We start from the raw sequence: 23,792 nt of genomic DNA on the forward strand, positions 1-23,792 counted from the left end.
AATTACTTTTTCAGCAATCCATGATTAGGCAAAGGTATCGATTTTCTTCCTTTATTCTTTAAAACCTGATCGGCTTTTTTGCCTCTCCATTCAAAAATGTCATCCTTATTTAACGGTCGGATAAAATCAAACCAGGCAAAATTTTCCAGCTTCATTTTCTCTGGCGGAATCATCAGCATGGGATAAAGAGTACCGTTAGAATTGGGGCTCATAACCATTTTATCCATCTTTTTTTCTTTCAGATAAATGGTAAGAAGACTGGTTTCTGAAACATTCATGCCAATCATTGTTGAATCCTTTTCTTCAGGATAATATACCAAACGAACATTCCCTATTACGTCAACCTTACGCATCTCACCTCCTACAAAGTAGGCTTTCATTTCCTTACCTGTAACCTGGTTATAGTGAATTGAGTCTTTCTCTTCAATGCTGAGTGCCTGGTTCACAATATGTGCCCAGTCAATTGTACTGTCGTTCATATAGACACGAATCTCTTCTCCCAGCAACTGTCTGTTTCCGTTCCAAAGAATCGGGTCTTTATACATAATCAAGCAAGAATCTTTTGTAGTAAAAAACAGCGAGTCGCACACTCCCTGTATATCTTTGCGGTAAAAACGTACTTTATTGTATCCTCTCACTTCGCGATACATGGAATCGGTCTTGATGTGAAAAGTATTCATTTTCAACGTATCGCCATGCAGAAACAAGCTGTCACCCTGCGAATAGTCAACAGCCAGTGCATGTTTGGTAGCCAAGGCATCCCCTTTCAGTTCGTTGTAAAAACAGTAGTCGCCTTTCAGAAAATTCTTGTTTACAGAGTCGGTTAGTATCACATTTTTAAATGCCTCTCCGTATCCTTTCTTTCGATCGTAATAGATACTGTCACCTATCAGTCTTTTGCCGTCTTCATTGTTCAGGATCGGGCGATCAATCAGCTGAGCCTGATCAGCTCGAGTGTTATAATATCCTTTGCTGGTAACAATATGGTTTTTTTCGCTGTCAATTTTTGAGGGTCCCACAATATGGGCAATTGATGTCGCAGTATTGTATTTCAGTGTATCTGTTTTAAGCGTAAAACGTGGGTTGACTAACTTCACATCGAAATTAAACACCGCATTCTTGGTTGATGGGCTGTACTCACCCCAGTCGGAGGTAAGCACATTTTCCTTATCCAGCAGTGTCCCACCTTCAAAATAATATGCTTTATCAAGTACCCGATCGTAATCCAAGCTATCTGTGAGCAAGGTGGTTTCTCTGTTTACCAGCTTCACATTCTCGCGCAGAATGGCCAGCTCTTTGTAGCCATCATATTTCAGATAATTACCATAAACAAAGAGAGTATCGCCCTGCTCCATATGTATATTACCGAATGCCTCAAAGGTATTTGTCTTTTCGTTAACATAGGCACTATCACAATACATATACATGCCTTTATGACGAATTTTCACGTTTCCCTGTAGCAAGGTAATATCTGGTCTGAGCATTGCATCACCTATAGTCTCATCAGCATTAAGAATGTAGACCATCTCTTTCTGGGTCTTTTTCTTTTTCTTATCGGCAGGCTTTGCTGCTATTAAACAAACGCCAAACAGGCACAGAACACTGATCAGTAGTGTTCTGTGCCTGCTTATTGAATATCTTTTCATATTATTCTTCAGCATATAATCTTTGTGCTATTTGCTTCATTACTTAATCCAACCCGGATATTTAAAGTTGCAGTTTTTCCAGTTATCATTGATACGGATATAGGTTGTTTTCTGTTTTTGTTTGATCCACTGATCCAGTTTCTCAGCTTTCATCTTTGCAAGCACCACATCTTTCAGAGTCTGATAATCATCTTTCATATTGGCTTTATGTCCGTCGATTCTGTTTTTCAACTTAACAATTGCGCAGACTTCTTTCCCTTTATCATTAATCATGGTAAAGGCTTTGGAAATTTCTCCTACGTTCAGTTTATCAACAGCCTTGGCAACTTCTTGAGGCAACTGATTCATTTCGAATCGTGCGCTTGTTGCTCCTGTATTCTGGTTGGTAAAGTTCATCAGACCATTATTATTACGTGTGTCTTTATCATGAGATAATGCAGAAGCAGCTTGATCGAAAGTAAACTTGTCCTTGCGAATATCGTTTGCTATTGAATCCAGACGATTGTTTGCAGTCTGAAGATCGGAAGCAGACACTTTCGGCTTCAGCAAAATATGACGGCAGTTAACCTGATTACCACGTTTTTCTATCAGCTGGATGATGTGATATCCATATTCGGTTTCTACAATCTTTGAAACTTTTTTGGGATCAGTAAGACTAAAAGCCACTGCAGCAAATTCAGGCATCAATGCACCTTTTTCCATAAATCCAAGTTCACCACCACGGCGAGCACTTCCCGGATCTTCTGAATATAGAATCGCTAACGAAGAGAACGGAGTTTCACCAGAGGTAACACGATCTGAATACTCGCGTAATCGCCTTTTCACATCTTCAATCTCTGCTACAGGTATTTTAGGTTCTTGAGTTATAATCTGAACTTCTACCTGAGTGGGAACATACGGAACGCTATCTTGAGGTAATCCTTTGATATATCTACGCACCATAGCAGGAGTCAGTTTTATATCTCCTACTAATTTATGCTGCATTCTCTGTACAATCAACATCTCACGAGCACTCTCGCGTATTGCCTCCCGAATCTGGGTATAGGTTTTATTATACATCTCTTCAAGTCTCTCCTTAGAGCCAATGTTGTATATAAGGCTGTTTATTTTCCAGTCAACTTGGGAAAGAACCTCAGAGTCGGAAACTTGTACACTATCAATGGCAGCCTGGTGAAGATACAATTTCCGGATCGCGATCTGCTCGGGAATTACACAATATGGATCACCATCAATCTTGTTCCCATAAAATTGTGCATCCAATCGTTCTTCTTCCACATCCGATTTTAAAATGGCCTCATCACCTACGACCCATACCACTTCGTCGATTACATTTTCCTGGGCGTACACTTTTGTCTGTGCAGCGCACAACACCAACAGTAATCCAAGCGTTTTAAAGTTCACAAACTTTTTCATTCTTTCAATTTAAAAATAATTAATCATTTTTATTGGCGCCGTATCTTCTCTTCAAAACTTTTGGACCGATTTTCATTTAAAAAAATCCAGTACTGTTTATTTTGACTATTCATAAATTAAAACCGCCAATCAAGAAGTCTCTCAGGACACATAAAATACAGATTAAAGACCTTCATTATCAAATAATCGCATTTGTATATTTTTAGATCGACCTTCTCAACTTCTTTTACAGAAAGGTTCCAGAATGTTTTCTGGAAACCATTTAAAATTCAAAATACAATATAAAGCGAAGATAATGCAATAATCAATCTGTTCAATGATTATTAACTGTTTTTAAAACCTCTTGGTTAATTTCAACTTTATATTTGCCTCTTAGCTCTTTAATCCAATTCTCCTCAAGGTAGTTCTGGTAATCGGCAGTAACAGGTCCCCGAACATCTTTATAACTTTCCGGGCCATTCTTTAGCAGTTTGCCAAATGTCACAGTAACAGGGTAATCTTTAATCGGCTCGAAACCTCCTGATTTAAACTGAATTTTATCTACATATTTGTTGTCACCCTTTATGTATAATCCTTTTTCCACTTTAACAACAGAAACAGAATCATTATTCAAGGTTTTACGTATCACATTAGCCCATTCCTCTTCCGGATACTTTTTAAGTAGCTTTTTAACAGCTTTTGCAGTTTTATTGTCTTTACAGTGAACTACTATACCACGGAAACGGGGAGATTCCCATTTATAATTCGCCTTGTTTTTCAGAAAGAACTCTGCCAACCCAACATCATCCTTGGATGCTTTATCCCACACCTTACGGTTACTGATATCAAACAAAAGAATTCCATCGCGATACTCCTGCATCAGGTGTCCAAATTCCGGATGCTTTTGTTCCAGTCTGCTATCTTCGTAATTCAGGATAGAATTTTGGGTGTATTCTTTCAATTGTTTTTCAAGGTTACTTGGATGATCTTTTGTCCATTTGATGAATTCCTGTACCGGGTAAACTTTTCCATTAATTGTGAAAAGATCACCAGAGAGGTTCAGGGCATTGACAGATGTAAGTGAATCTCTGCCGGCTTCGATATTTTTCATCAGATTTTTAAGATCATTTAACGATTTTTCATTGTATGAGAAATTGTACTCTTTCTTCAGTTTCTCAGCGAGTGCTTCCGTACCTTTATCGCCACGTCCCTGATTTTCAAGACGACGTTCTATCTCTTCCTTTTTTTCCTCAAAAGATTCAATCGGTTTTTTATCTATCAGCTTTAAAATATGTAATCCGCTGGGTGAATGAAAAGGTTTTGAGATTTCATCTTTTTTTATTGAGAAAGCTACATCCTCAAACTCTTTAACCGTTTGCCGGAAGCCAATCCATGGAAGTTCTCCTCCACGTGAAGCCGTTCCTTTATCATCAGAAAACTTTCGTGCCAAATCAGCAAAATCAGCCCCCTGCTGAATTGCGTTATAAATGGAATCCATTTTCTGGGTGGCACTACTTTCTTGTTCTTTGGTAGCATTTTGAGGAAGATATTTGAAAATATGGGCCACAAGTACTTTTCCCATATCAGGCCTGCGGTTAGTCACTTTAATTATATGGTAGCCAAAATCTGAACGTACAGGTTTACTAAGTCCTCCTGCTTTCAAAGCATAAGCTGCATCTTCAAATGGAGTAACCATTTGCATAGCTGTGAAATAGCCCAACTTCCCTCCGTTTTGTTTCACAGAGGGATCTTCAGAAACTTCCCGGGCAACCTTTTCAAAATCTTCACCTTTCAGAATTCTCTGACGAGCTCGCTCAGCTTTATTGTATGCATTAAGAGAATCTTGCGGAGTTGCGTTAGGTTTGCAACGAATCAGTATATGCGATGCTTCGACATTCTCTTTAAGACGATCATATATCTGTCGGGCATAAGCCTCATCAATCGAATCATCTGTAAGATAAGGTTTAGTCAACTGCTGCCGGTATCCAAGGAATTCATTCAGGAAGGTTTTAGTTGTATCAACCCCTTCAGCCTCGGCCTCTGCAACTTTCAGTTTGAAGTTCACAAACAGATCTACATATTCATTCAGCGTTTTCTTATCAAGTCCATTGTTTGAATTATTCTTGTTATAAATGTATTCAAATTCAGATCGGGTAATCTCTTTGTTGTTTATTTTCATCAGGACCTGATCTTTTTGCTGTGAAAAAGCACAAGCACTAAATGCTAAACCTGCAAATAAAACAATATTTCTTTTCATTATTCGTGTTTTATTAAATACTACTATTAACAAACTGGGATAACAATCAATAATTCAACGGCGAAAATACGTAAAAATTGCGTATCGCGACTGATTTTCATTTGTTTTTATTACAAAGGACACCAAATAATTATCAAAAAACATCCACTATCAAGATATGATACTTCATCAGTACATAAAAGAGACCTGAGAAATATTTCAAAAAGTTGAATTAGCCCATCCAAGAATGAGGAGAAATAAGATGAATGGCAAACGTATCTGGGAATTATGAAAATGACATAAAAAGAGGGAAACAACCTTACAGTTCAGGTTATTTCCCTCTAATATTATGCTGATTATAATCTTCTTATTCTGGTCGACTATAGTTCGGAGCTTCACTTGTGATAGTTACATCATGCGGATGGCTTTCGAGTACACCAGCACTTGTTACGCGTGTAAATTTCGCATTATGAAGTTTATCAATATTTTCTGCGCCACAATATCCCATGCCAGAACGAAGTCCACCACATAACTGATAAATAACTTCGAACAGAGTTCCTTTGTAAGGAACGCGAGCAGCAATACCTTCCGGAACCAATTTTTTAACATCTGTTTCTCCACTCTGGAAATAACGATCCTTAGAACCATTTTCCATAGCTTCAAGCGACCCCATTCCGCGATATGATTTGAATTTCCTTCCGTTGAAGATAATTGTTTCACCCGGGCTTTCTTCCACACCTGCAACCAATGAACCGATCATTACTGAATAACCACCTGCAGCCAATGCTTTTACAACATCTCCTGAATATCTAAGGCCACCGTCAGCAATTAAAGGAACACCTGTATCTTTCAACGCTTTTGCAACATCATACACCGCTGAAAGTTGAGGAACGCCCACACCTGCTACCACACGGGTTGTACAGATGGAACCCGGGCCGATACCCACTTTTACTCCATCAGCTCCAGCTTCCGCCAATGCTATTGCTGCATCAGCCGTTGCAATATTACCAACAACAATATCTACCTCAGGAAAACGCTTTTTTGCTTCCTTCAACTGATCAATCACACCTTTAGAATGTCCGTGGGCAGTATCAATAACAATAGCGTCCGCACCAGCATCAACCAATGCTTGCATTCGTGCAAATGTATCGGAGGTAACACCCACTCCTGCTGCAACACGAAGTCTTCCCTTTGAATCTTTGCAGGCCATAGGTTTGTCCTTCGCTTTTGTAATATCTTTATAAGTAACCAATCCAACTAGTTTACCTTCTTTATCTACAACAGGAAGTTTTTCAATCTTATGTTGCTGTAAAATTTGAGATGCAGCTTCTAAGTCAGTTGACTGATTGGTTGTTACCAAGTTTTCTTTTGTCATCACCTCATCAATGCGCTTATTCATATCACGTTCAAAGCGCAAGTCACGGTTGGTTACAATACCAACCAGCTTTCTGTCATCATCAACAACCGGGATACCACCAATTTTATACTCTGCCATCAATGACAAAGCATCACGTACTGTTGAACCTTGTTTGATTGTTACAGGATCATAGATCATACCATTCTCGGCACGCTTTACAATTGCAACCTGCTTTGCCTGAGCCTTGATAGACATATTTTTATGAATCACGCCAATACCACCTTCACGTGCAATGGCAATAGCCATTTTCGCCTCGGTTACAGTATCCATCGCTGCAGTTACAAAAGGGATCTTTAATTCAATGTTTCGTGAGAACTTAGTCGTGAGATCGACATTACGGGGTAATACCTCAGAATATGAAGGGATTAAAAGTACGTCGTCGTAAGTTAATCCATCCATGACAATTTTTTCTGCAATAAATGACATAGGGTTTGCTTTTAGAAATTATTGCGTGCAAATATACGAATTATTCTTTTTCGTGTAAGAAAAAACCTCCTATTTTTTTTGAATAATTATAATAATAAAGCGCAGATTATACAAATTACAATTTACTTGATTAAAGGAAACACTTTTATAAGATCCTAATCAGCAACAATTTGTATGATCTGCGCTTAAAAAAGTCATCTAGACTTTTAGTTTGCCATTTCTGAGATAAATTTGATTCTCACCAAACGAATTTCATCTTCGGAATAATCTCCTCCCAACTCTTCAATAGCATCCTCAATCCTGTCGGTAACCGATTCTTTGAAATAATCATAGATATCCTGCATATGGTCTTCATCCATAATTTCATGCAAAAAATAGTCTATGTTCAATTTAGTTCCTGAATAAACTATCGCTTCGATTTCATTTAGCAGATCACCAAACTCAATCCCTTTGGAAAGGGCTATATCATCAAGTGCCACTTTCCTATCAATGCTTTGAATGATTGACACTTTTAGCTTCGATTTATTGGCTACAGTCCGAACGCGTAAATCTTCAGGACGGTCAATTTCATTCTCTTCGCAGTGCTTTTTAATCAGCACACAGAATTCTTGTCCGTAACGTTTTGCCTTTCCTGCACCTACACCTGGTATATTCTGTAACTCTTCCAACGTAACGGGATAAATAGTCGCCATTGCCTCGAGCGAAGGGTCTTGAAAAATAACATAGGGCGGTACATCAAGCTTTTTGGATAATTTTTTTCTCAGATCTTTCAGCATCGAATAAAGAGCCGGATCAACAGCACATGTTGCTCCACCTCTCATCGGAGTTTCCTCTTCAGCCTCTTCAAAATCGTTATCCTCTGTTATTTTGAACGATTTCGGATGTTTCAGGAATTTGCGTCCTGCATCCGTTACTTTTAATAATCCATAATTTTCGACATCTTTGCTTAGATAGCCAGCTATCAAAGCTTGACGAATAACAGCATTCCATGATTTATCTTCTTCGCCCATACCAGATCCGAAAACCTCCAGGTCTTCGTGTTTATGAGCTAACACTTCGGAAGTTTCCCTTCCTTGTAATACATCGATAATATAGTCTGCTTTAAAGTTTTCTTTTACTGCCAAGATTGTTTCAATCACGGCACATAATGAATCCTGAGCTTCCACTTGTTTCTTAGGGTTTAAACAATTGTCACAATTTCCACAATTATCTTCCGAATATTCTTCGCCGAAGTAATGTAACAAAGACTTTCTCCGACATACGGAAGATTCGGCATATGCAGCGGTTTCCAGCAGAAGCTGCTTGCCTATTTCCTGCTCTGCAACAGGTTTTCCCTGCATAAACTTTTCCAGTTTCTGCAAGTCTTTATTGGTATAGAAAGTTATACACTGACCTTCGCCGCCATCACGTCCCGCACGCCCGGTTTCCTGGTAATAACCTTCCAGGCTTTTGGGAATATCGTAATGAATTACAAAACGAACATCTGGTTTATCAATTCCCATACCAAATGCGATAGTAGCAACTATCACTTCGATTTTTTCTTTCAAGAAATCGTCTTGATTCTCGGTTCTAGTTAACGAATCCATGCCGGCATGATATGCTCTGGCATTGATTCCGTTTGCCTGTAATATTTCAGCCAGTTCTTCTACTTTTTTCCTACTAAGGCAATAGATAATTCCCGATTTACCGGAATTAGCTTTAATATACTTGATAATCTCCTTGTCAATACTATTATTCTTAGGACGTACCTCATAATAAAGATTGGGACGATTAAAAGAAGATTTAAAGACAACTGCATCAGTCATCCCCAGATTCTTTTGTATATCATGCTGCACTTTCGGCGTTGCCGTAGCAGTTAAAGCAATAAGTGGAGCTTTTCCTATTTCATTTATAATTGGACGAATTCGCCTGTATTCAGGACGAAAATCATGTCCCCACTCTGAAATACAGTGCGCCTCATCAACAGCATAGAAAGAGATTTTTACATTTTTAAGGAACTCCACATTTTCTTCCTTTGTCAACGATTCAGGGGCAACATAGAGCAACTTAGTTTTTCCGGAAATAATATCTGACTTAACCTGATCAATGGCTGCTTTATTCAATGAAGAATTTATAAAATGAGCTACCCCATCTTCTTCACTGAAATTTCTCATCGCATCCACCTGATTTTTCATCAGGGCAATTAAAGGAGATATAACGATTGCCGTCCCTTCCATAACCAGGGAGGGGAGCTGATAACATAAAGACTTACCACCTCCGGTGGGCATAAGTACAAACGTATCATTTCCGGCCAATACATTATTAATTATTGCCTCCTGATTTCCTTTGAATGTATCAAAGCCAAAATAAGTTTTTAGTTGTTCCGTTAAATTAATCTTCTCTGCCATTTTCATTAAGTTGTTTGGTGGCTGTTCTTCATGCGCAATTCGAATCCATCGGATGAATTCAAACAAAGTTATAAACAACTTCTTAAATAATACGTATTTCTAACAGATAATTTTTCAAAAAAAAGTGGGCTATATCCCAATTATATTTATCTGCAAGTTTAAGCTGTTTGCAAGCGAGCTATATTTGCTTTTTCCAACTGCTGTTTCGCATATTCGAGAGTTACATTATACTCTGTTATACCCTGAGAGGGAATTTCAAACATTACATCCGTAATTATCGTCTCAACAATAGAGCGCAAACCACGGGCACCCAATTTATATTCAACAGCCTTGTCCACTATATAATCATAAACTTGCTCCTCAAAAGTAAGCTTAATGCTATCCATTTCGAAGAGCTTGATATATTGCTTAATGATCGAATTTTTAGGCTCTGTTAAAATAGCTCGCAAAGCATTTCTATCCAGAGGATTCAGGTATGTAAGCACAGGCAGACGACCAATAATCTCTGGAATTAATCCAAAGGATTTCAGATCCTGAGGAGAGATATACTGCATCATGTTTTTCTTATCAACGACCGCAGTTGCTTTTGCAGCACTATATCCAACTACATGGGTATTAAGACGCTGTGCAATCTTCTTCTCAATACCATCGAATGCACCTCCACATATAAAGAGAATATTCTTGGTATTTACCGGAATCATTTTTTGGTCCGGGTGTTTACGACCTCCCTGAGGAGGGACATTCACAACTGCTCCTTCCAGCAATTTCAATAATCCCTGCTGAACTCCCTCTCCACTTACATCACGTGTAATAGAAGGATTATCTCCTTTTCGGGCAATTTTATCTATTTCGTCGATAAAGACAATACCTCTTTCTGCTTCTGCAACATCATAATCGGCCACTTGCAACAAACGAGTAAGGATGCTCTCAATATCCTCACCTACATAACCAGCTTCCGTTAAGACAGTAGCATCAACAATTGTGAAAGGCACATGCAACAACTTAGCTATAGTCCTTGCTAACAGAGTTTTGCCGGTACCGGTGCTTCCTACCATGATAATATTTGATTTTTCAATCTCTACATCATCACCGCTATCTTTTTGTAACAGGCGTTTATAGTGGTTATAGACCGACACAGACAAATAACGCTTAGCATCGTCCTGGCCTATTACATACTGATCCAAGAATTTTTTAATATCAATAGGTTTAGGTAGTTCCTTAAGATTTAAAGGTTTCCCGGATGTTGATTGTTTACTTGTGCCAATAGCCTCCTGAGTGATTTCGTAAGCTTGTGTGGCGCAACTGTCACAGATGTAGCCACTCATCCCCGTAATCAAGAAAGCGACTTCACTTTCAGTGCGTCCACAAAAGCTACATCTCTTTTTGTTTTTTGATGATTTTGAATCTTCCAATGTTCGTTTTATAAATTATCTTTAATATCTTTAATTATAAAGCCGCAGGTTTTCGTGACAGTACCTCATCAATCATGCCATACTCTTTTGCCTCCTGCGCGGTCATCCAGTAATCACGGTCAGAATCCTGCCATACTTTATCAAAATCTGTTTTGGAATGATCTGCAATAATTGTGTAGAGCTCCTTTTTCATTTTCTGAATTTCGCGGGCAGTGATTTCAATATCCGAAGCCTGTCCCTGAGCTCCTCCCATTGGTTGATGAATCATCACACGTGAGTGTGTGAGTGCTGAACGTTTTTTATCAGTGCCAGCCACCAGCAGGACTGCTGCCATTGAGGCCGCCATACCTGTACAAATTGTAGCTATATCACTGGATACAAACTGCATAGTATCGTAAATCCCAAGTCCGGCATATACTGAACCACCAGGAGAATTAATATAGATAGAAATATCTTTTCCCGGATCTGCAGAATCAAGATAAAGCAACTGGGCTTGAAGCGTATTAGCTGCATAATCATCAATTTGCGTGCCCAGGAAAATAATTCGATCCATCATCAAACGAGAAAACACATCCAACTGGGTTACATTTAGTTGTCTTTCTTCCAAGATATAAGGATTCAAATAGCCATTTTGTGATTTAATCACTCCATCTAACACCATACTGTTTATTCCGAGGTGCTTGGTTGCATATTTTCTGAAATCGTCCATCATGATTGTATTTTTTTAAATTTACACATAGAAAAGAGGCTTTTGACCATCCTTCATTAGAGCTAACAAAATTATAAAAATAAATCAGACTAGTCTAGTTTATTTCTATTTCAGCTCATAAAAAGTCAAAAGCCTCCTCTTTTTTTAGAAAGATTTAGCTAAATGCTACTTTCAAAAGAAACTCCTATTGGAACATCTTATTGAACTCTTCCATTGAAACGGTTTTATTGTTCAATGTAACTTTCGCTTTCAATGCAGTAGCAAGTTTTGCTTCAACGGCACGGTTAACCAGACCTTCAGCACTTTCTTTCTTCTTTAACATTTCCTGAGCGTAGTTGTTCAAAATATCTTCTGGAACATTAAGCATTCCGTATTGAGCAAACTGAGCTTTTGTTGCTTCTTTCGCCATATTAACGATATCCTCCTGCTCAATCTTAATCTCATTATCTTTCACCAGTTGTTCTTTTACAAGATGCCATGTCAACTCTTCAATGCTCTTATCGTAGTTTTCTTCAACAAATTCGGCACCTTTATCCTGATGGTTAAGCATCATGATTCGTTTCAGTAACGTATCCGGGAATTCCAGTTTGCCAATCTTGTTCATCAACAACGTGCGCACATCTATCAAGAACTTATAGTCGCTATCTGCAACAAATTGTTCTGCTATAGATTCTTTAACTTTTGCACGGAACTCTTCAACTGTTTTAACAACACCTTCACCGTAAACCTGGTCAAAGATTTCCTGAGTTAATTCCCCTTCTACGAAACGTGTAATTTCTTCAACCTGGAAGCTGAAATTACCTGTATAGTTAGCAACAGCCTCTTTTTCAATTTTCAGAAGAGAAGCAATTTCTGCTTCATGTCCGTCGAACGCTGTATTTGGATTGAACACCAATACATCATTCACTTTAGATGAGCTGAAAATGGCTTTCTGATCATCGTTCTTCATATATGCAGGCATCAATACTGCTCCTTCAACCTGAAGTCCACCTTCTTTAGTGTTTCCTTCAGCATCAAGTTCAGCGATCAACCCTTTCAGCATATCTTTATCCTGATATTCGTCAACCTTTTCATATTTGCCGGCACGTTGAGTATAAGCTTTTACCTGTTGATCAACCATTTCTTCAGTTACATCAATAGTATAGAAATCAACAGCATCTTTATCAGATACCTCTGCTTTGAATTCCGGAGCCAAAGCTATATCGAACAAGAAATCAAATTCATCCATTGTTTCGAAATCAATTTCCGTTTGTTTATCCTCATTTGGAAGTGGTTCACCCAGAATGTTTACATTATTCTCTTTAATATAACCGTATACAGTTTCAGAAAGAATTTTATTAATTTCTTCCGCCTTAACAGCCTTCCCATACATTTTCTTCACAAGTCCCATAGGAACCATACCCGGACGGAAACCCGGAACATTTGCCTTCTGACGGAAAGTCTTCAGTGATTTATCAACTTTTTCCTGGTAATCAGCCTTTTCAAGCTTTACAGTAAGCAATGCACTTACTTTGTCAATGTTTTGCAATGAAACGTTCATTCTGACAATTATTTATTTGATTTATACTTTATCTATAAAGAGGGTGCAAAATTAGTGTTAATCTTTCAATTATCAAATTTCTATCTGAAAATTATTCCAGCGTTATATTCTTTTAAGCCAAGGGCTTGCACATTTTAACGGTACAAATTTATTAATCCTGAGCCATCATTCATATTCATAAATTCTATTCTAATATGTTTATTACCTACATCTTATACAGCAAAAGATTCATAACCTGCAAAGATTGAACGGCTATTAAATAACAAAAACACAGATCGATCAAAAGACATTTAAACTATTCTGTCCGTAAATAAAAAATAATCAGATTTCTTTTCCCATTGAGATATATCAAAAAGACTTTTTATTTAAAAAAATTATAGAAAAAGATTGTCTATTCAAAATAATTGTTTTTCTTTGTCGGGTAAAGATGATGATTAGTTCTTGATTTCAATCACATAGTTTTTACTCTCGTTCCCATTAACGCTTCTGTAAACTCTCTGTTATTTAGAATCTTTGCATTATAAATCATCTTTCAGAGAGTTTTATTAATTTATTTATCCTTATTAGTCAAATTATGAATATTTACGTTGGAAACCTTAATTATCGTGTTAGGGAAGCAGATTTACAACAAATTATGGAAGACTATGGTACAGTAACATCTGTTAAAGTTATCATGGATCGTGAAACTGGAAAATCTAAAGGTTTTGGGTTTATTGAAATGCCAAATGATGAAGAAGCTTTAAAAGCAATTACAGAATTAAACGGAGCTGAATTTGAGGGACGAACATTAGTTCTGAAAGAGGCAAAGCCCAAAGTTTAATAAATAGAATTATAGAAAATTGAAAGCCTTCTGTCGCTCATCCGACGGGAGGTTTTTTTCTGCTACATAATGTTTTACTAAACTTACCTATGAATGAAAAAAGGTCTATTTGAGAAAATCGGAGGATTCGCACAACTTTCTCTATTAGCGCTATTATTTTTGTTTTGTGCCATTCTGTGCATAACAATACTTAAACTTCTACCACAGTTCTTCTCAGGGATGGCAGAAACAGATATCTTGCGCATTACATTACTGATTCAGGATCTGTTTCTGTTTATTCTCACACCTCTGATTGCACAGTTCCTACTTTGGGAAGAATCTACATCCATGACTCTTCAGCTTCGCATTCCCCATTTTTCCATACTATTATGGGGAGTTATTGCCATTATTTCTATTATCCCGCTCATTGATCAGCTTAACAGTTGGAATCAGAGCATTCATCTGCCTGAATTTATGAGCTCAATCGAAAAATGGATGATTGATTCTGAGAAAGCAGCAGAAGATACCACCAAACAGTTATTGAATGTAAACAATTGGAGTGATTTTTTGAAAAACATCCTTATTATTGCGGTTATGGCAGGTGTAGGAGAAGAATTATTATTCAGAGGAGTACTTCAAAAAATTTTTATTAACTGGACACAAAGTATCCATTGGGGGATACTACTTGCTGCGATAATTTTCAGTACCATTCACTTTCAGTTTTTCGGTTTCTTTCCCCGAGTGGTACTGGGCATGATACTAGGTTACTTATACATCTGGAGTAGAAGCATTTGGGTGCCAGTTATTTCACATGCAATGAACAATGCTCTGACCGTCATCTTTACTCCAAACACATTCAACAAAGGAAACCATCTAATTGAAACAATATCCAAAACCCAGAACAATATTTGGTATACATTAGGAGGATCTATTCTTTTTGCATTTAGCATGTGGAAGATCTGGACATATTATCGCAGAGAAACTGAATTAAGTATAGAAAGCTAAAGACTGACTGAATAAAAGTTAAATATTTAAAGAAACACCTCTTATGATATCTATAGTAAAAGAATAGCCGGTTCTTGCAAATTGAGAACCAGCTATTCTTTTTGTCATATAAAGAGTCAGTCTTTTGCTTCAAAGTCCTTACGCCGAAGAACAAAACTGTTACTAAGATATTTCTCTCTCACAATCTTATTTTCTGCCAGTTCCTCAGGAGTTCCCTGAAAGAGGATCTTTCCTTCAAACAAGAGATAAGCTCTATCTGTAATACTTAATGTTTCCTGTACATTATGATCTGTAATCAGGATACCAATATTTTTATCTTTCAGCTTCCATACAATGTGCTGAATATCTTCGACAGCAATCGGGTCTACTCCAGCAAACGGTTCATCAAGCATGATAAATTTTGGGTTGATAGCCAAACATCGTGCTATTTCGGTACGGCGACGTTCACCTCCGGACAGTTGGTCGCCAAGGTTTTTTCGCACTTTCTGCAAACGAAACTCTGCAATCAAGCTTTCAAGTTTCTCTTTTTTATATTCTTTGGAAGTATTAGTCATCTCTAATACAGCCATAATATTATCTTCAACCGTCATCTTTCTGAAAACGGACGCCTCCTGAGCCAGATAACCAATGCCGTTCTGAGCACGTTTATACACAGGATATTTAGTTATTTCGAGATCATCAAGAAAGATTTGTCCCTCGTTGGGTGTAATAAGCCCTACTGTCATATAGAACGAGGTTGTCTTTCCGGCTCCATTCGGTCCCAATAGTCCCACAATCTCTCCTTGCTTCACATCAATTGAAACATGACTTACCACCGTTCGCTTTCCGTATTTCTTTACCAGATTCTCTGTTCGAAGCACCATCTTGGTCTCTTCAATAGATTCAGCAGCAGGTTTTGCCGGTTGTTCAGTCAATTCATCGATAGTATTTTGCTCAACCGTTGTTTCAGTAACTCGTTCTTCAGTCATTGTTATACATTATTTTGCGGCAAATGTAGCAAAAATATGCATAAATTAGTGTACATTTGCCGACAAATTAAGATATTATGTTCAAAGCTTTAAAGACTTTTGGGAGATATCTCATGCTAATGGGCCGTACCTTCTCTCGCCCTGAAAGAATGAGAATGTACATGAAACAATTCGTTACTGAAATAGAGCAACTGGGAGCTGATTCTGTAGGCATCGTATTGCTGATTTCTTTCTTCATTGGTGCAGTAATCACCATACAAATCAAATTGAACATTGAAAGCCCCTGGATGCCCCGCTGGACAGTTGGTTATGTAACCCGCGAAATCATGCTGCTAGAATTCTCCTCTTCCATCATGTGTCTTATTCTGGCAGGGAAAGTAGGGTCAAACATTGCCTCGGAGTTGGGAACAATGCGTGTGACCCAGCAGATTGATGCATTGGAAATAATGGGAGTGAATTCTGCTAGCTACCTAATTCTTCCCAAGATATCAGCACTCGTTATATTTATTCCGATATTGGTAACCTTCAGCATTTTTGCAGGAATTATTGGTGCATATTCCACCTGTTGGTTTGCCGGGATAATGACAGCTACCAACCTTGAGTATGGTTTGCAATATTCATTCGTAGAATGGTACGTGTGGTGCGGCATCATCAAATCTCTATTTTTCGCATTCATTATCTCATCAGTCTCTGCATTCTTTGGATATACCGTTGAGGGCGGTTCCATTGAAGTAGGTAAGGCCAGTACAAACTCGGTGGTTACAAGTAGTGCTTTAATCTTATTTGCAGACATTATTCTCACTCAACTTTTAAAAAAATGATAGAAGTAAAATCATTATATAAGTCATTTGACGGCAGAGCAGTATTGAAAGATATAAATGCGACATTTGAAAACGGAAAAACTAACCTGATTATAGGACAAAGTGGTTCTGGAAAAACTGTGTTGATGAAATGCATTGTGGGATTACTTACCCCTGAAAAAGGCGAATTGCTTTACGACAACCGCAACTTCCTGTCGATGGGTAAGAAGGAAAAAAAGCTACTGAGAAGCGAGATGGGAATGATTTTTCAGAGTGCAGCGCTCTTTGACTCAATGTCGGTTCTTGACAATGTGATGTTTCCGCTAAATATGTTCTCCGAAAAATCACTTAAAGAAAGAACAAACCGTGCAATGTTCTGTCTAGAACGTGTGAATCTACTGGATGCAAAAGCAGCATTCCCGGGAGAGATCAGTGGAGGTATGCAGAAACGTGTTGCTATTGCTAGGGCTATTGCCCTTAATCCACAGTACTTATTCTGTGATGAACCAAATTCCGGACTGGACCCGAAAACTTCACTGCTGATTGATGAGCTGATTCAGGATATTACCAAGGAATACAACATGACCACTATTATCAACACTCACGATATGAACTCGGTGATGGGAATCGGGGAGAAGATTATCTTTATTTATCAAGGAGCTAAAGAGTGGGAAGGTACTAAAGATGATGTTTTCACTTCTACCAACAAGCGACTGAACGACTTTATCTTTGCATCCGATTTTTTCCGAAAGGTAAAAGAAGTAGAGGTTCAAAATATTATTGAAGGATAATATGCTTCAGTAAAATAAAAGTTTTATCTGATATAATCAAAAAACGTTCATATTAATATCCATAATTTAGAGAGCTTTTCTATAGTAGTTCACAACAAGACATACGTTGAGGTCAATTATATAATAAGGGCTGATTCAACTTTTGAATCAGCCCTCATTATATTCTATTTCTGTCTTATAAATATGTTAATAGGAGTTCCTTCCAGATTCCATTTTTCGCGTAATTTATTTTCCAGAAAACGCTTATACGGATCTTTTATATATTGCGGTAGATTTGCAAAGAATACAAAAGATGGCACTTGCGTATTAGGTAACTGAGTCACATATTTAATCTTGATATATTTTCCTTTGGTTGATGGAGGGGGATAGGCCTCGATCAGCGGAAGCATTTCTTCATTCAATCGAGCTGTTGAAATCTTTGTTGATCTATTCTCAAACACTTGCTTGGCAGCTTCCAGCACCTTAAATATACGCTGTTTAGTTAGTGCTGATGCAAAAATAATTGGGAAGTCAACAAAGGGAGCGAACCGACTACGAATAGCATTTTCAAATTCTTTCATTACCTTATCGGTCTTATTCTCTACCAAATCCCACTTATTAACAACCACAACCAGCCCCTTGGCATTTTTTTGAATCAAAGAGAATATATTCAAGTCTTGGCTCTCAACACCTCGGGTAGCATCCAGCATTAAAATACATATATCAGATCCTTCGATTGCCCGGATGGAACGAATCACCGAATAATATTCTAAATCTTCATTTACCTTGTTTTTCTTTCGGATGCCAGCAGTATCCACCAGATAGAAATCAAACCCGAATTTTTCATAACGAGTATAGATGGAGTCTCGTGTCGTACCAGCTATTTCGGTTACGATATTTCTTTCTTCACCAATAAATGCATTGATGATAGAAGATTTTCCTGCATTAGGACGCCCAACTACTGCAAAACGAGGAATATCTTCATCAAGAATTTCCGGAGTCTCTTTTTTGAATCTAGAGACTATCAAGTCCATCAAATCGCCAGTACCGCTTCCTGAGAGCGAGGAGATACATTGAGGGTCTCCCAGACCAAGGCTATAAAACTCAGGAGCATTATATTGAAGCTCATTGTTGTCCGTTTTGTTTGCCACGAGTATTACAGGAGACTTGGTACGACGTAAAATTGAAGCAACCTGCATATCAAGGTCAGTCACTCCATTCATAACATCAACCACAAAAAGAATAACATCTGCTTCGTCCACAGCCAGCAAAACCTGCTTACGTATTTCCTCTTCAAAAATATCATCTGAGTTAACAACCCATCCTCCTGTATCAACTACAGAGAATTCACGCCCCAGCCATTCTGATTTACCGTATTGACGGTCACGTGTCGTCCCGGCTTCGTCATTAACAATAGCCTGACGAGTTTTTGTCAAGCGATTAAAAAGCGTAGATTTTCCAACATTAGGACGACCTACTATTGCCACTAAATTTCCCATAGGTTACAACTTTAATTTACGACTATCACAGTCGGTGAATACTAATCTAAATGGTAGCCAAAGTTCTTAAGTTCTTTATCTGAACTTCTCCAATCCTTGTCTACTTTTACAAAGGTTTCCAAGAATACTGATTTCCCAAAAAACTTCTCTAATGAGCGACGAGCTTCTGTCGCCACTTTCTTCAAGGCCTTACCTTGTTTGCCGATAATGATGCCTTTTTGGGAATTACGTTCGACATAAATTACGGCGTTGATACGAATCAACTTTGGTTCTTCTTTAAACTGTTCAACCACAACTTCCACTGCATAAGGTATCTCTTTATCATAATAAAGCAATATCTTCTCACGAATAATTTCCGTAACAAAGAAGCGTGCAGGTTTATCAGTCCATTGATCTTTATCAAAATAGGGAGGAGAATCAGGCAACAATTCCTTAATTCTGCGCATAACATAATCAACATTAAATTTTGTAATTGCAGAAATAGGGATAATCTCAGCCTGAGGAATCTGTTCCTTCCATTCTTCAACCAATGCTTCCAGCTTTTGCTGGTCAATCAAATCTATTTTATTTATAAGTACTAAAACAGGGAATGTCTGTTGACGAACTTTTTCAATAAACTCATTATGTTTGTCCCGCGTTTCAATCACGTCTGTTACATAAAGCAATATATCTGCATCCGATAATGCTGATGTTGAGAAGTTCAGCATTGATTCCTGCAACTTATAGTTAGGTTTCAAAACTCCCGGCGTATCAGAAAATACAATCTGCATTTCATCAGTATTCAGAATACCCATAATACGATGACGAGTAGTCTGAGCTTTAAATGTCGCAATCGATATCCGTTCACCAACCAATACATTCATCAACGTAGACTTTCCTACATTAGGGTTACCTACAATATTTACAAATCCAGCTTTGTGCATACATTCAGTTATTCAACGAGACAAAAAAACGCATCGAAAATGGGATGCGTTCTTTTATATCAGGTTATTATTTACTTATTTATCTGCTCCATCATACCCCCATTTCACATATACTGCTCCCCATGTGAAACCTGCGCCAAAAGCAGTAAAGAGCATGTTGTCGCCTTTCTTCAGCTTTTTCTCAAAGTCCCAAAGACAGAGAGGCAATGTTCCAGCACTGGTATTCCCATAGCGCTGAATGTTAACCAACACTTTTTCTATTGGAACCTCCAGACGGTTAGCTACAGCATCAATGATACGCATGTTTGCCTGATGAGGTATAATCCAATCGATATTATCTTTATTCAGATTGTTTCTTTCAGCAACAGAAGCTGTTACCTCAGACATATTTGATACAGCATATTTAAACACAATCCTACCTTCTTGGTAAAGATAATGCATTTTATTATCTACTGTAAAATAGGATGTAGGACAAACAGATCCACCTGCCTTTAAGTGCAGGAAGGGAAGTCCCTTACCATCAGTACGTAAACAGGAATCCATAATACCATAGTCCTCTGTAGTAGGTTCAATCATACATGCAGCAGCACCATCACCAAAGATAGGACAAGTGGCTCTATCTGTATAATTAGTAATTGAGGACATCTTATCCGCTCCAACAATAATGATTTTCTTATATCTTCCTGATCGGATAAAAGATGCTGCAGTTTCCATTGCATAAAGAAACCCACTACATGCACCTTTTAAATCAAATGCAAACGCATTTTTCAGGCCAAGTTTATCGCAAAGAATAGCAGCGGTTGATGGAAATTGATAATCAGGAGTTGTAGTAGCAACAATAACTAAATCAATATCATCAGGATTTGAGCCAGTTTTCTGCATTAACTGCTTTGCTGCTTTTCGAGCCATGTAAGAAGTACCTAACCCTTCTTCATTCAGAATGCGACGTTCTTTGACCCCTATTCTTGTCATAATCCATTCGTCATTGGTATCTACCATTTTAGATATCTCATCATTAGTCAAGATATAATCGGGTACATATCCACCAACGCCTGTGATTACTGCATTAATTTTTTCCATTAATTTTGTTTTGATTGTAATATGCATACTACAAAACAGCCCGGGAGAATACTCCCTGGCTATATTTTATAAGTATACTGAAAATGCTATTAGATAGCTGCTTCTTTTTCAATTGCAAGCTTACCTCTGTAATAACCGCAAGCGCCACATACTGTGTGGTAAACATGCCATTCACCGCAATTTGGACAAATTGCCAATGTTGGAGCTACAGCCTTATCATGAGTTCTTCTTTTTGCTGTTCTTGTTTTTGATTGCTTTCTTTTAGGATGTGCCATTTTTCTAAACTTTAATTATTATCTAATATTTTCTTTAATTCATTCCATCTAGGATCTATAGATTCTTCTACGTCCTCAATTTCGGTATCAACCGAAGTATCAACCTCATCAACATTAAGTTCATCATCCGAGGTTGTTCGCAGATGCTTGCTAAGTTTACCTACCATACCTTTATTGCATTTTCCGGGAGCATGAACATGCTTCATAGGAATTGCCAAAGCAATAAACTCGTACATAAACCAAGCAACATTAATATATCCTTCATCTTCAGGAACAATAACAACATTGTTATTCTCTTCTGCATAATCACTACCAAAGCGCACAAATAGTTTATCAGTAGTGGCTATCGGGATCTCCATTTCGTCAAGACAACGATCGCATGGGACCAGTACCATTCCTTCAGTTTGGAACACAAGCTCAAAAACTCCAGTAGTTCTTTTAACAGCAAGATTTACGTTAACTTTACCTTTTTGAACTTCTGGACCGTCAATATTTGCAAAGAATATATTGTCAAGCAAAAACTCATAGGTACAAGAGTTTGCCTGCATTGCTTTCAAATCAACTTTATATTTATCGAACTTTCCCAAAGCTAATTATATATTTTCTTGCAAAGGTATAAAAAAAGCGGAAACATATATTAGATTATGCTTTAATTTTACCTTAGAAGCAAGTTGTTAAACACAATTCGGGCGACAAAGATACAAATAATAATCCTCATAAAGCATAAATGTGGGTTAAATATTTATTTTTTAAGTTCTATTCGAAAGGTTGTCCCTTTATTCAATTCTGAATAGCGAACAAAAATCTTTCCGTGATGGTATTCTTCTACAATTCTTTTTGCTAAAGAAAGTCCTAGCCCCCACCCTCTTTTCTTAGTAGTATATCCTGGCAAGAAAACGGTTCTGTATTTAGACTTAGGAATTCCTTTTCCTGTATCAGCTATATCTAAATAGACTTTCGTATCATTATCTTTTACAGATATTGTAATTTTCCCTCGACCACCCATTGAGTCAATAGCATTTTTACACAAATTCTCAACTACCCACTCAAATAGTGACGGATTTAATTTAGCAGTAGCAGGTGTAGTCAGATAATCTCTAACAAAGATAATCTTTCCCGAACATCTTTTTGAAAGATAATCAATAACGTTGTCTAGAACAGAGTTTAGTTCACATGCTTGGGGTTCAGGCATGGAGCCTATCTTTGAGAATCTTTCAGCTATCAGTTGTAATCTGTTGATGTCATTCCCCATTTCCGAAATAAGCTCATCCTGTGCATATCGTTCCTTCAGTATTTCAACCCAAGCCATCAAAGAGGAGATAGGCGTGCCTAACTGATGTGCTGTTTCTTTGGAAAGACCCACCCAGACTTTATTTTGTTCCGCTTTTTTTGAACTTAATATGGCAAAAATGGCAATTACAACAAAAACCATCACAACCCCTAACTGAACATAAGGATATGTAGCCAGCCGCTTAAGCATTAAAGAATCATCATAGTAAATTTCAATATAATCGCCCTTAGTAGCATTCGATTTATCAGATTGAGATCGAAGGTAGATCCTTATTTTATGATTACGATATCCAAAACGTTCTACAAGCGCCTTTAAATGCTTTTCTTTATCAGAAGGAGAGAAGGAAATATTCCGGTAACTTTGGACACGTCCTTCTTTATCTGTGACAATTACGGGGATTGTATTATTCCCATTCAAAACTTTAAGAACAAGTGTCAGGTCCGCATCTTCATTTGCATTATTAAATGTTCGCATAGCCTCAGACCAGACTTCCATTTTATGTCTTTCTTCTGCTGATAAATCTTTTACCAAGATATGAGAAACAACCAACGACAAAATAGCTATCGCTATTGCAACAATAACTAATACTATTTTTACCTGTTTTATTCGATCTACAAATTGCATTATTAATACATTTCTGATTAGTAAAACGCAATATTACAAATTATATTTCAATGTTTATTCAAATTATTCATTCTAGAGAAAAGTGAGACTGATTTTTCGTATTCAAAACAGATTATTTCAATAATCTTTAATCAGTGGCTAATTGAGCATACACTAAGACTTGACGATTCAGAAAGATTAAAAAGACATTTTCCTTACAAGTTAATTATACACGATCATCTTATCGTTTAGAATTAACAACTCCATCATTCTGTATTATTTCTGAGGATACTCAGAACATTCCGTGGTTTTGGCTCTTGTACAACAATTGTTCTGCCATCCGGCGCAAGCGGTTATGATATGCAGCAACAAAAAAAAGTCCCGACCATGTTTCCATGACCGGGACTCGGATAAAACGGCGGCTACCTACTCTCCCACTGTTACGCAGTACCATCGGCGTGATCAGGCTTAACTTCTCTGTTCGGAATGGGAAGAGGTGGAACCCTGATGCTATAGCCACCTTAATATTTTTTTGATCTTACTCTCTATTAAGATAACACAATGCAAAAGCAATAAAGAAGCCCTTTTATCAATAAAAGAGCAAAACATATAGC

Annotated in this window: 19 protein-coding genes and 1 rRNA gene; 4 read left to right on the top strand and 16 right to left on the bottom strand. The window is 37.6% G+C overall.

Annotated features, from left to right (window positions below):
- Positions 1-2 precede the first annotated feature (2 nt).
- The 8 genes from ABWU87_RS10140 to tig all read right to left on the bottom strand — a co-directional run bounded on the left by ABWU87_RS10140 (position 3) and on the right by tig (position 13,165).
- Entirely contained in the window at positions 3-1,661 is a 1,659-nt protein-coding gene (locus ABWU87_RS10140) for an OstA-like protein (protein WP_353330415.1), read from the bottom strand.
- A 24-nt stretch (positions 1,662-1,685) separates the two neighbouring features.
- Positions 1,686-3,059: a peptidylprolyl isomerase gene (locus tag ABWU87_RS10145; protein WP_353330417.1), complete on the bottom strand. Its 1,374-nt coding sequence runs from the start codon at positions 3,057-3,059 to the stop codon at positions 1,686-1,688.
- A 313-nt stretch (positions 3,060-3,372) separates the two neighbouring features.
- Positions 3,373-5,295, bottom strand: a complete 1,923-nt coding sequence (locus ABWU87_RS10150) for a peptidylprolyl isomerase (RefSeq protein ID WP_353330419.1) — start codon at positions 5,293-5,295, stop codon at positions 3,373-3,375.
- A gap of 346 nt (positions 5,296-5,641) precedes the next feature.
- Complete coding sequence (guaB, locus tag ABWU87_RS10155; protein ID WP_353330420.1) at positions 5,642-7,117, bottom strand: IMP dehydrogenase; 1,476 nt, start codon at positions 7,115-7,117, stop codon at positions 5,642-5,644.
- 206 nt (positions 7,118-7,323) lie between these two features.
- Positions 7,324-9,504: a DNA helicase RecQ gene (recQ, locus tag ABWU87_RS10160; protein WP_353330422.1), complete on the bottom strand. Its 2,181-nt coding sequence runs from the start codon at positions 9,502-9,504 to the stop codon at positions 7,324-7,326.
- 158 nt (positions 9,505-9,662) lie between these two features.
- Positions 9,663-10,916 carry an ATP-dependent Clp protease ATP-binding subunit ClpX gene (gene clpX, locus ABWU87_RS10165; RefSeq protein WP_353330424.1) on the bottom strand — a complete coding sequence of 418 codons (1,254 nt, stop codon included), beginning with the start codon at positions 10,914-10,916 and terminating at the stop codon, positions 9,663-9,665.
- A 34-nt stretch (positions 10,917-10,950) separates the two neighbouring features.
- A complete protein-coding gene (gene clpP, locus ABWU87_RS10170; protein ID WP_353334453.1) occupies positions 10,951-11,625 on the bottom strand; it encodes an ATP-dependent Clp endopeptidase proteolytic subunit ClpP in 675 nt (224 codons plus the stop codon).
- A gap of 184 nt (positions 11,626-11,809) precedes the next feature.
- A complete protein-coding gene (gene tig, locus ABWU87_RS10175; protein WP_353330426.1) occupies positions 11,810-13,165 on the bottom strand; it encodes a trigger factor in 1,356 nt (451 codons plus the stop codon).
- A 574-nt stretch (positions 13,166-13,739) separates the two neighbouring features.
- Between tig and ABWU87_RS10180 the strand changes: the two genes are divergently transcribed.
- Together ABWU87_RS10180 and ABWU87_RS10185 are read left to right on the top strand one after the other, a co-directional pair.
- On the top strand, positions 13,740-13,985 hold the full coding sequence (locus ABWU87_RS10180) for an RNA recognition motif domain-containing protein (RefSeq protein WP_353330427.1): 246 nt from the start codon (positions 13,740-13,742) through the stop codon (positions 13,983-13,985).
- Positions 13,986-14,078: 93 nt separating this feature from the next.
- Complete coding sequence (locus ABWU87_RS10185) at positions 14,079-14,969, top strand: CPBP family intramembrane glutamic endopeptidase (protein WP_353330429.1); 891 nt, start codon at positions 14,079-14,081, stop codon at positions 14,967-14,969.
- A 116-nt stretch (positions 14,970-15,085) separates the two neighbouring features.
- Here ABWU87_RS10185 and lptB read toward each other — a convergent pair whose 3' ends face one another.
- Positions 15,086-15,847 carry an LPS export ABC transporter ATP-binding protein gene (gene lptB / locus ABWU87_RS10190; protein WP_353334454.1) on the bottom strand — a complete coding sequence of 254 codons (762 nt, stop codon included), beginning with the start codon at positions 15,845-15,847 and terminating at the stop codon, positions 15,086-15,088.
- 167 nt (positions 15,848-16,014) lie between these two features.
- Here lptB and ABWU87_RS10195 point away from each other — a divergent pair, with 167 nt between their 5' ends.
- Together ABWU87_RS10195 and ABWU87_RS10200 are read left to right on the top strand one after the other, a co-directional pair.
- Positions 16,015-16,758, top strand: coding sequence for an MlaE family ABC transporter permease (locus ABWU87_RS10195; protein ID WP_353330431.1), 744 nt, complete (start codon positions 16,015-16,017; stop codon positions 16,756-16,758).
- Positions 16,755-17,528, top strand: a complete 774-nt coding sequence (locus ABWU87_RS10200) for an ABC transporter ATP-binding protein (RefSeq protein ID WP_353330433.1) — start codon at positions 16,755-16,757, stop codon at positions 17,526-17,528. The genes ABWU87_RS10195 and ABWU87_RS10200 overlap by 4 nt, the downstream gene beginning before the upstream one ends.
- A gap of 164 nt (positions 17,529-17,692) precedes the next feature.
- On the opposite strand, the gene der is transcribed toward ABWU87_RS10200, so the two are convergent.
- From der to rrf, 7 genes are all read right to left on the bottom strand, one after another.
- The gene (gene der / locus ABWU87_RS10205; protein ID WP_353330435.1) at positions 17,693-19,006 is read right to left on the bottom strand and encodes a ribosome biogenesis GTPase Der; all 1,314 of its coding nucleotides are present in this window, start codon (positions 19,004-19,006) and stop codon (positions 17,693-17,695) included.
- A gap of 41 nt (positions 19,007-19,047) precedes the next feature.
- On the bottom strand, positions 19,048-19,929 hold the full coding sequence (gene era, locus ABWU87_RS10210) for a GTPase Era (protein WP_353330437.1): 882 nt from the start codon (positions 19,927-19,929) through the stop codon (positions 19,048-19,050).
- 75 nt (positions 19,930-20,004) lie between these two features.
- Positions 20,005-21,009, bottom strand: a complete 1,005-nt coding sequence (locus tag ABWU87_RS10215) for a beta-ketoacyl-ACP synthase III (RefSeq protein ID WP_353330438.1) — start codon at positions 21,007-21,009, stop codon at positions 20,005-20,007.
- Positions 21,010-21,098: 89 nt separating this feature from the next.
- Positions 21,099-21,284, bottom strand: coding sequence for a 50S ribosomal protein L32 (rpmF, locus tag ABWU87_RS10220; RefSeq protein ID WP_073403522.1), 186 nt, complete (start codon positions 21,282-21,284; stop codon positions 21,099-21,101).
- A gap of 11 nt (positions 21,285-21,295) precedes the next feature.
- The gene (locus ABWU87_RS10225) at positions 21,296-21,871 is read right to left on the bottom strand and encodes a YceD family protein (RefSeq protein ID WP_353330440.1); all 576 of its coding nucleotides are present in this window, start codon (positions 21,869-21,871) and stop codon (positions 21,296-21,298) included.
- 155 nt (positions 21,872-22,026) lie between these two features.
- Complete coding sequence (locus ABWU87_RS10230; protein ID WP_353330441.1) at positions 22,027-23,199, bottom strand: sensor histidine kinase; 1,173 nt, start codon at positions 23,197-23,199, stop codon at positions 22,027-22,029.
- Between the two features lie 392 nt (positions 23,200-23,591).
- Positions 23,592-23,702: ribosomal RNA gene (gene rrf, locus ABWU87_RS10235) — 5S ribosomal RNA — on the bottom strand.
- Positions 23,703-23,792 lie beyond the last annotated feature (90 nt).

The organism is Bacteroides sedimenti, from assembly GCF_040365225.1.
Classification (GTDB): Bacteria; Bacteroidota; Bacteroidia; order Bacteroidales; family Bacteroidaceae; genus Bacteroides; species Bacteroides sedimenti.

What these genes read in the sequence shown, in the direction of transcription:
- ABWU87_RS10150 (WP_353330419.1), bottom strand. Translation starts at nt 5,295, where the DNA reads ATGAAAAGAAATATTGTTTTATTTGCAGGTTTAGCATTTAGTGCTTGT.
- ABWU87_RS10145 (WP_353330417.1), bottom strand. Translation starts at nt 3,059, where the DNA reads ATGAAAAAGTTTGTGAACTTTAAAACGCTTGGATTACTGTTGGTGTTG.
- ABWU87_RS10215 (WP_353330438.1), bottom strand. Translation starts at nt 21,009, where the DNA reads ATGGAAAAAATTAATGCAGTAATCACAGGCGTTGGTGGATATGTACCC.
- ABWU87_RS10195 (WP_353330431.1), top strand. Translation starts at nt 16,015, where the DNA reads ATGTTCAAAGCTTTAAAGACTTTTGGGAGATATCTCATGCTAATGGGC.
- ABWU87_RS10200 (WP_353330433.1), top strand. Translation starts at nt 16,755, where the DNA reads ATGATAGAAGTAAAATCATTATATAAGTCATTTGACGGCAGAGCAGTA.
- ABWU87_RS10180 (WP_353330427.1), top strand. Translation starts at nt 13,740, where the DNA reads ATGAATATTTACGTTGGAAACCTTAATTATCGTGTTAGGGAAGCAGAT.
- der (WP_353330435.1), bottom strand. Translation starts at nt 19,006, where the DNA reads ATGGGAAATTTAGTGGCAATAGTAGGTCGTCCTAATGTTGGAAAATCT.
- rpmF (WP_073403522.1), bottom strand. Translation starts at nt 21,284, where the DNA reads ATGGCACATCCTAAAAGAAAGCAATCAAAAACAAGAACAGCAAAAAGA.
- guaB (WP_353330420.1), bottom strand. Translation starts at nt 7,117, where the DNA reads ATGTCATTTATTGCAGAAAAAATTGTCATGGATGGATTAACTTACGAC.
- clpP (WP_353334453.1), bottom strand. Translation starts at nt 11,625, where the DNA reads ATGGACGATTTCAGAAAATATGCAACCAAGCACCTCGGAATAAACAGT.
- ABWU87_RS10185 (WP_353330429.1), top strand. Translation starts at nt 14,079, where the DNA reads ATGAAAAAAGGTCTATTTGAGAAAATCGGAGGATTCGCACAACTTTCT.
- ABWU87_RS10140 (WP_353330415.1), bottom strand. Translation starts at nt 1,661, where the DNA reads ATGCTGAAGAATAATATGAAAAGATATTCAATAAGCAGGCACAGAACA.
- tig (WP_353330426.1), bottom strand. Translation starts at nt 13,165, where the DNA reads ATGAACGTTTCATTGCAAAACATTGACAAAGTAAGTGCATTGCTTACT.
- recQ (WP_353330422.1), bottom strand. Translation starts at nt 9,504, where the DNA reads ATGGCAGAGAAGATTAATTTAACGGAACAACTAAAAACTTATTTTGGC.
- era (WP_353330437.1), bottom strand. Translation starts at nt 19,929, where the DNA reads ATGCACAAAGCTGGATTTGTAAATATTGTAGGTAACCCTAATGTAGGA.
- ABWU87_RS10230 (WP_353330441.1), bottom strand. Translation starts at nt 23,199, where the DNA reads ATGCAATTTGTAGATCGAATAAAACAGGTAAAAATAGTATTAGTTATT.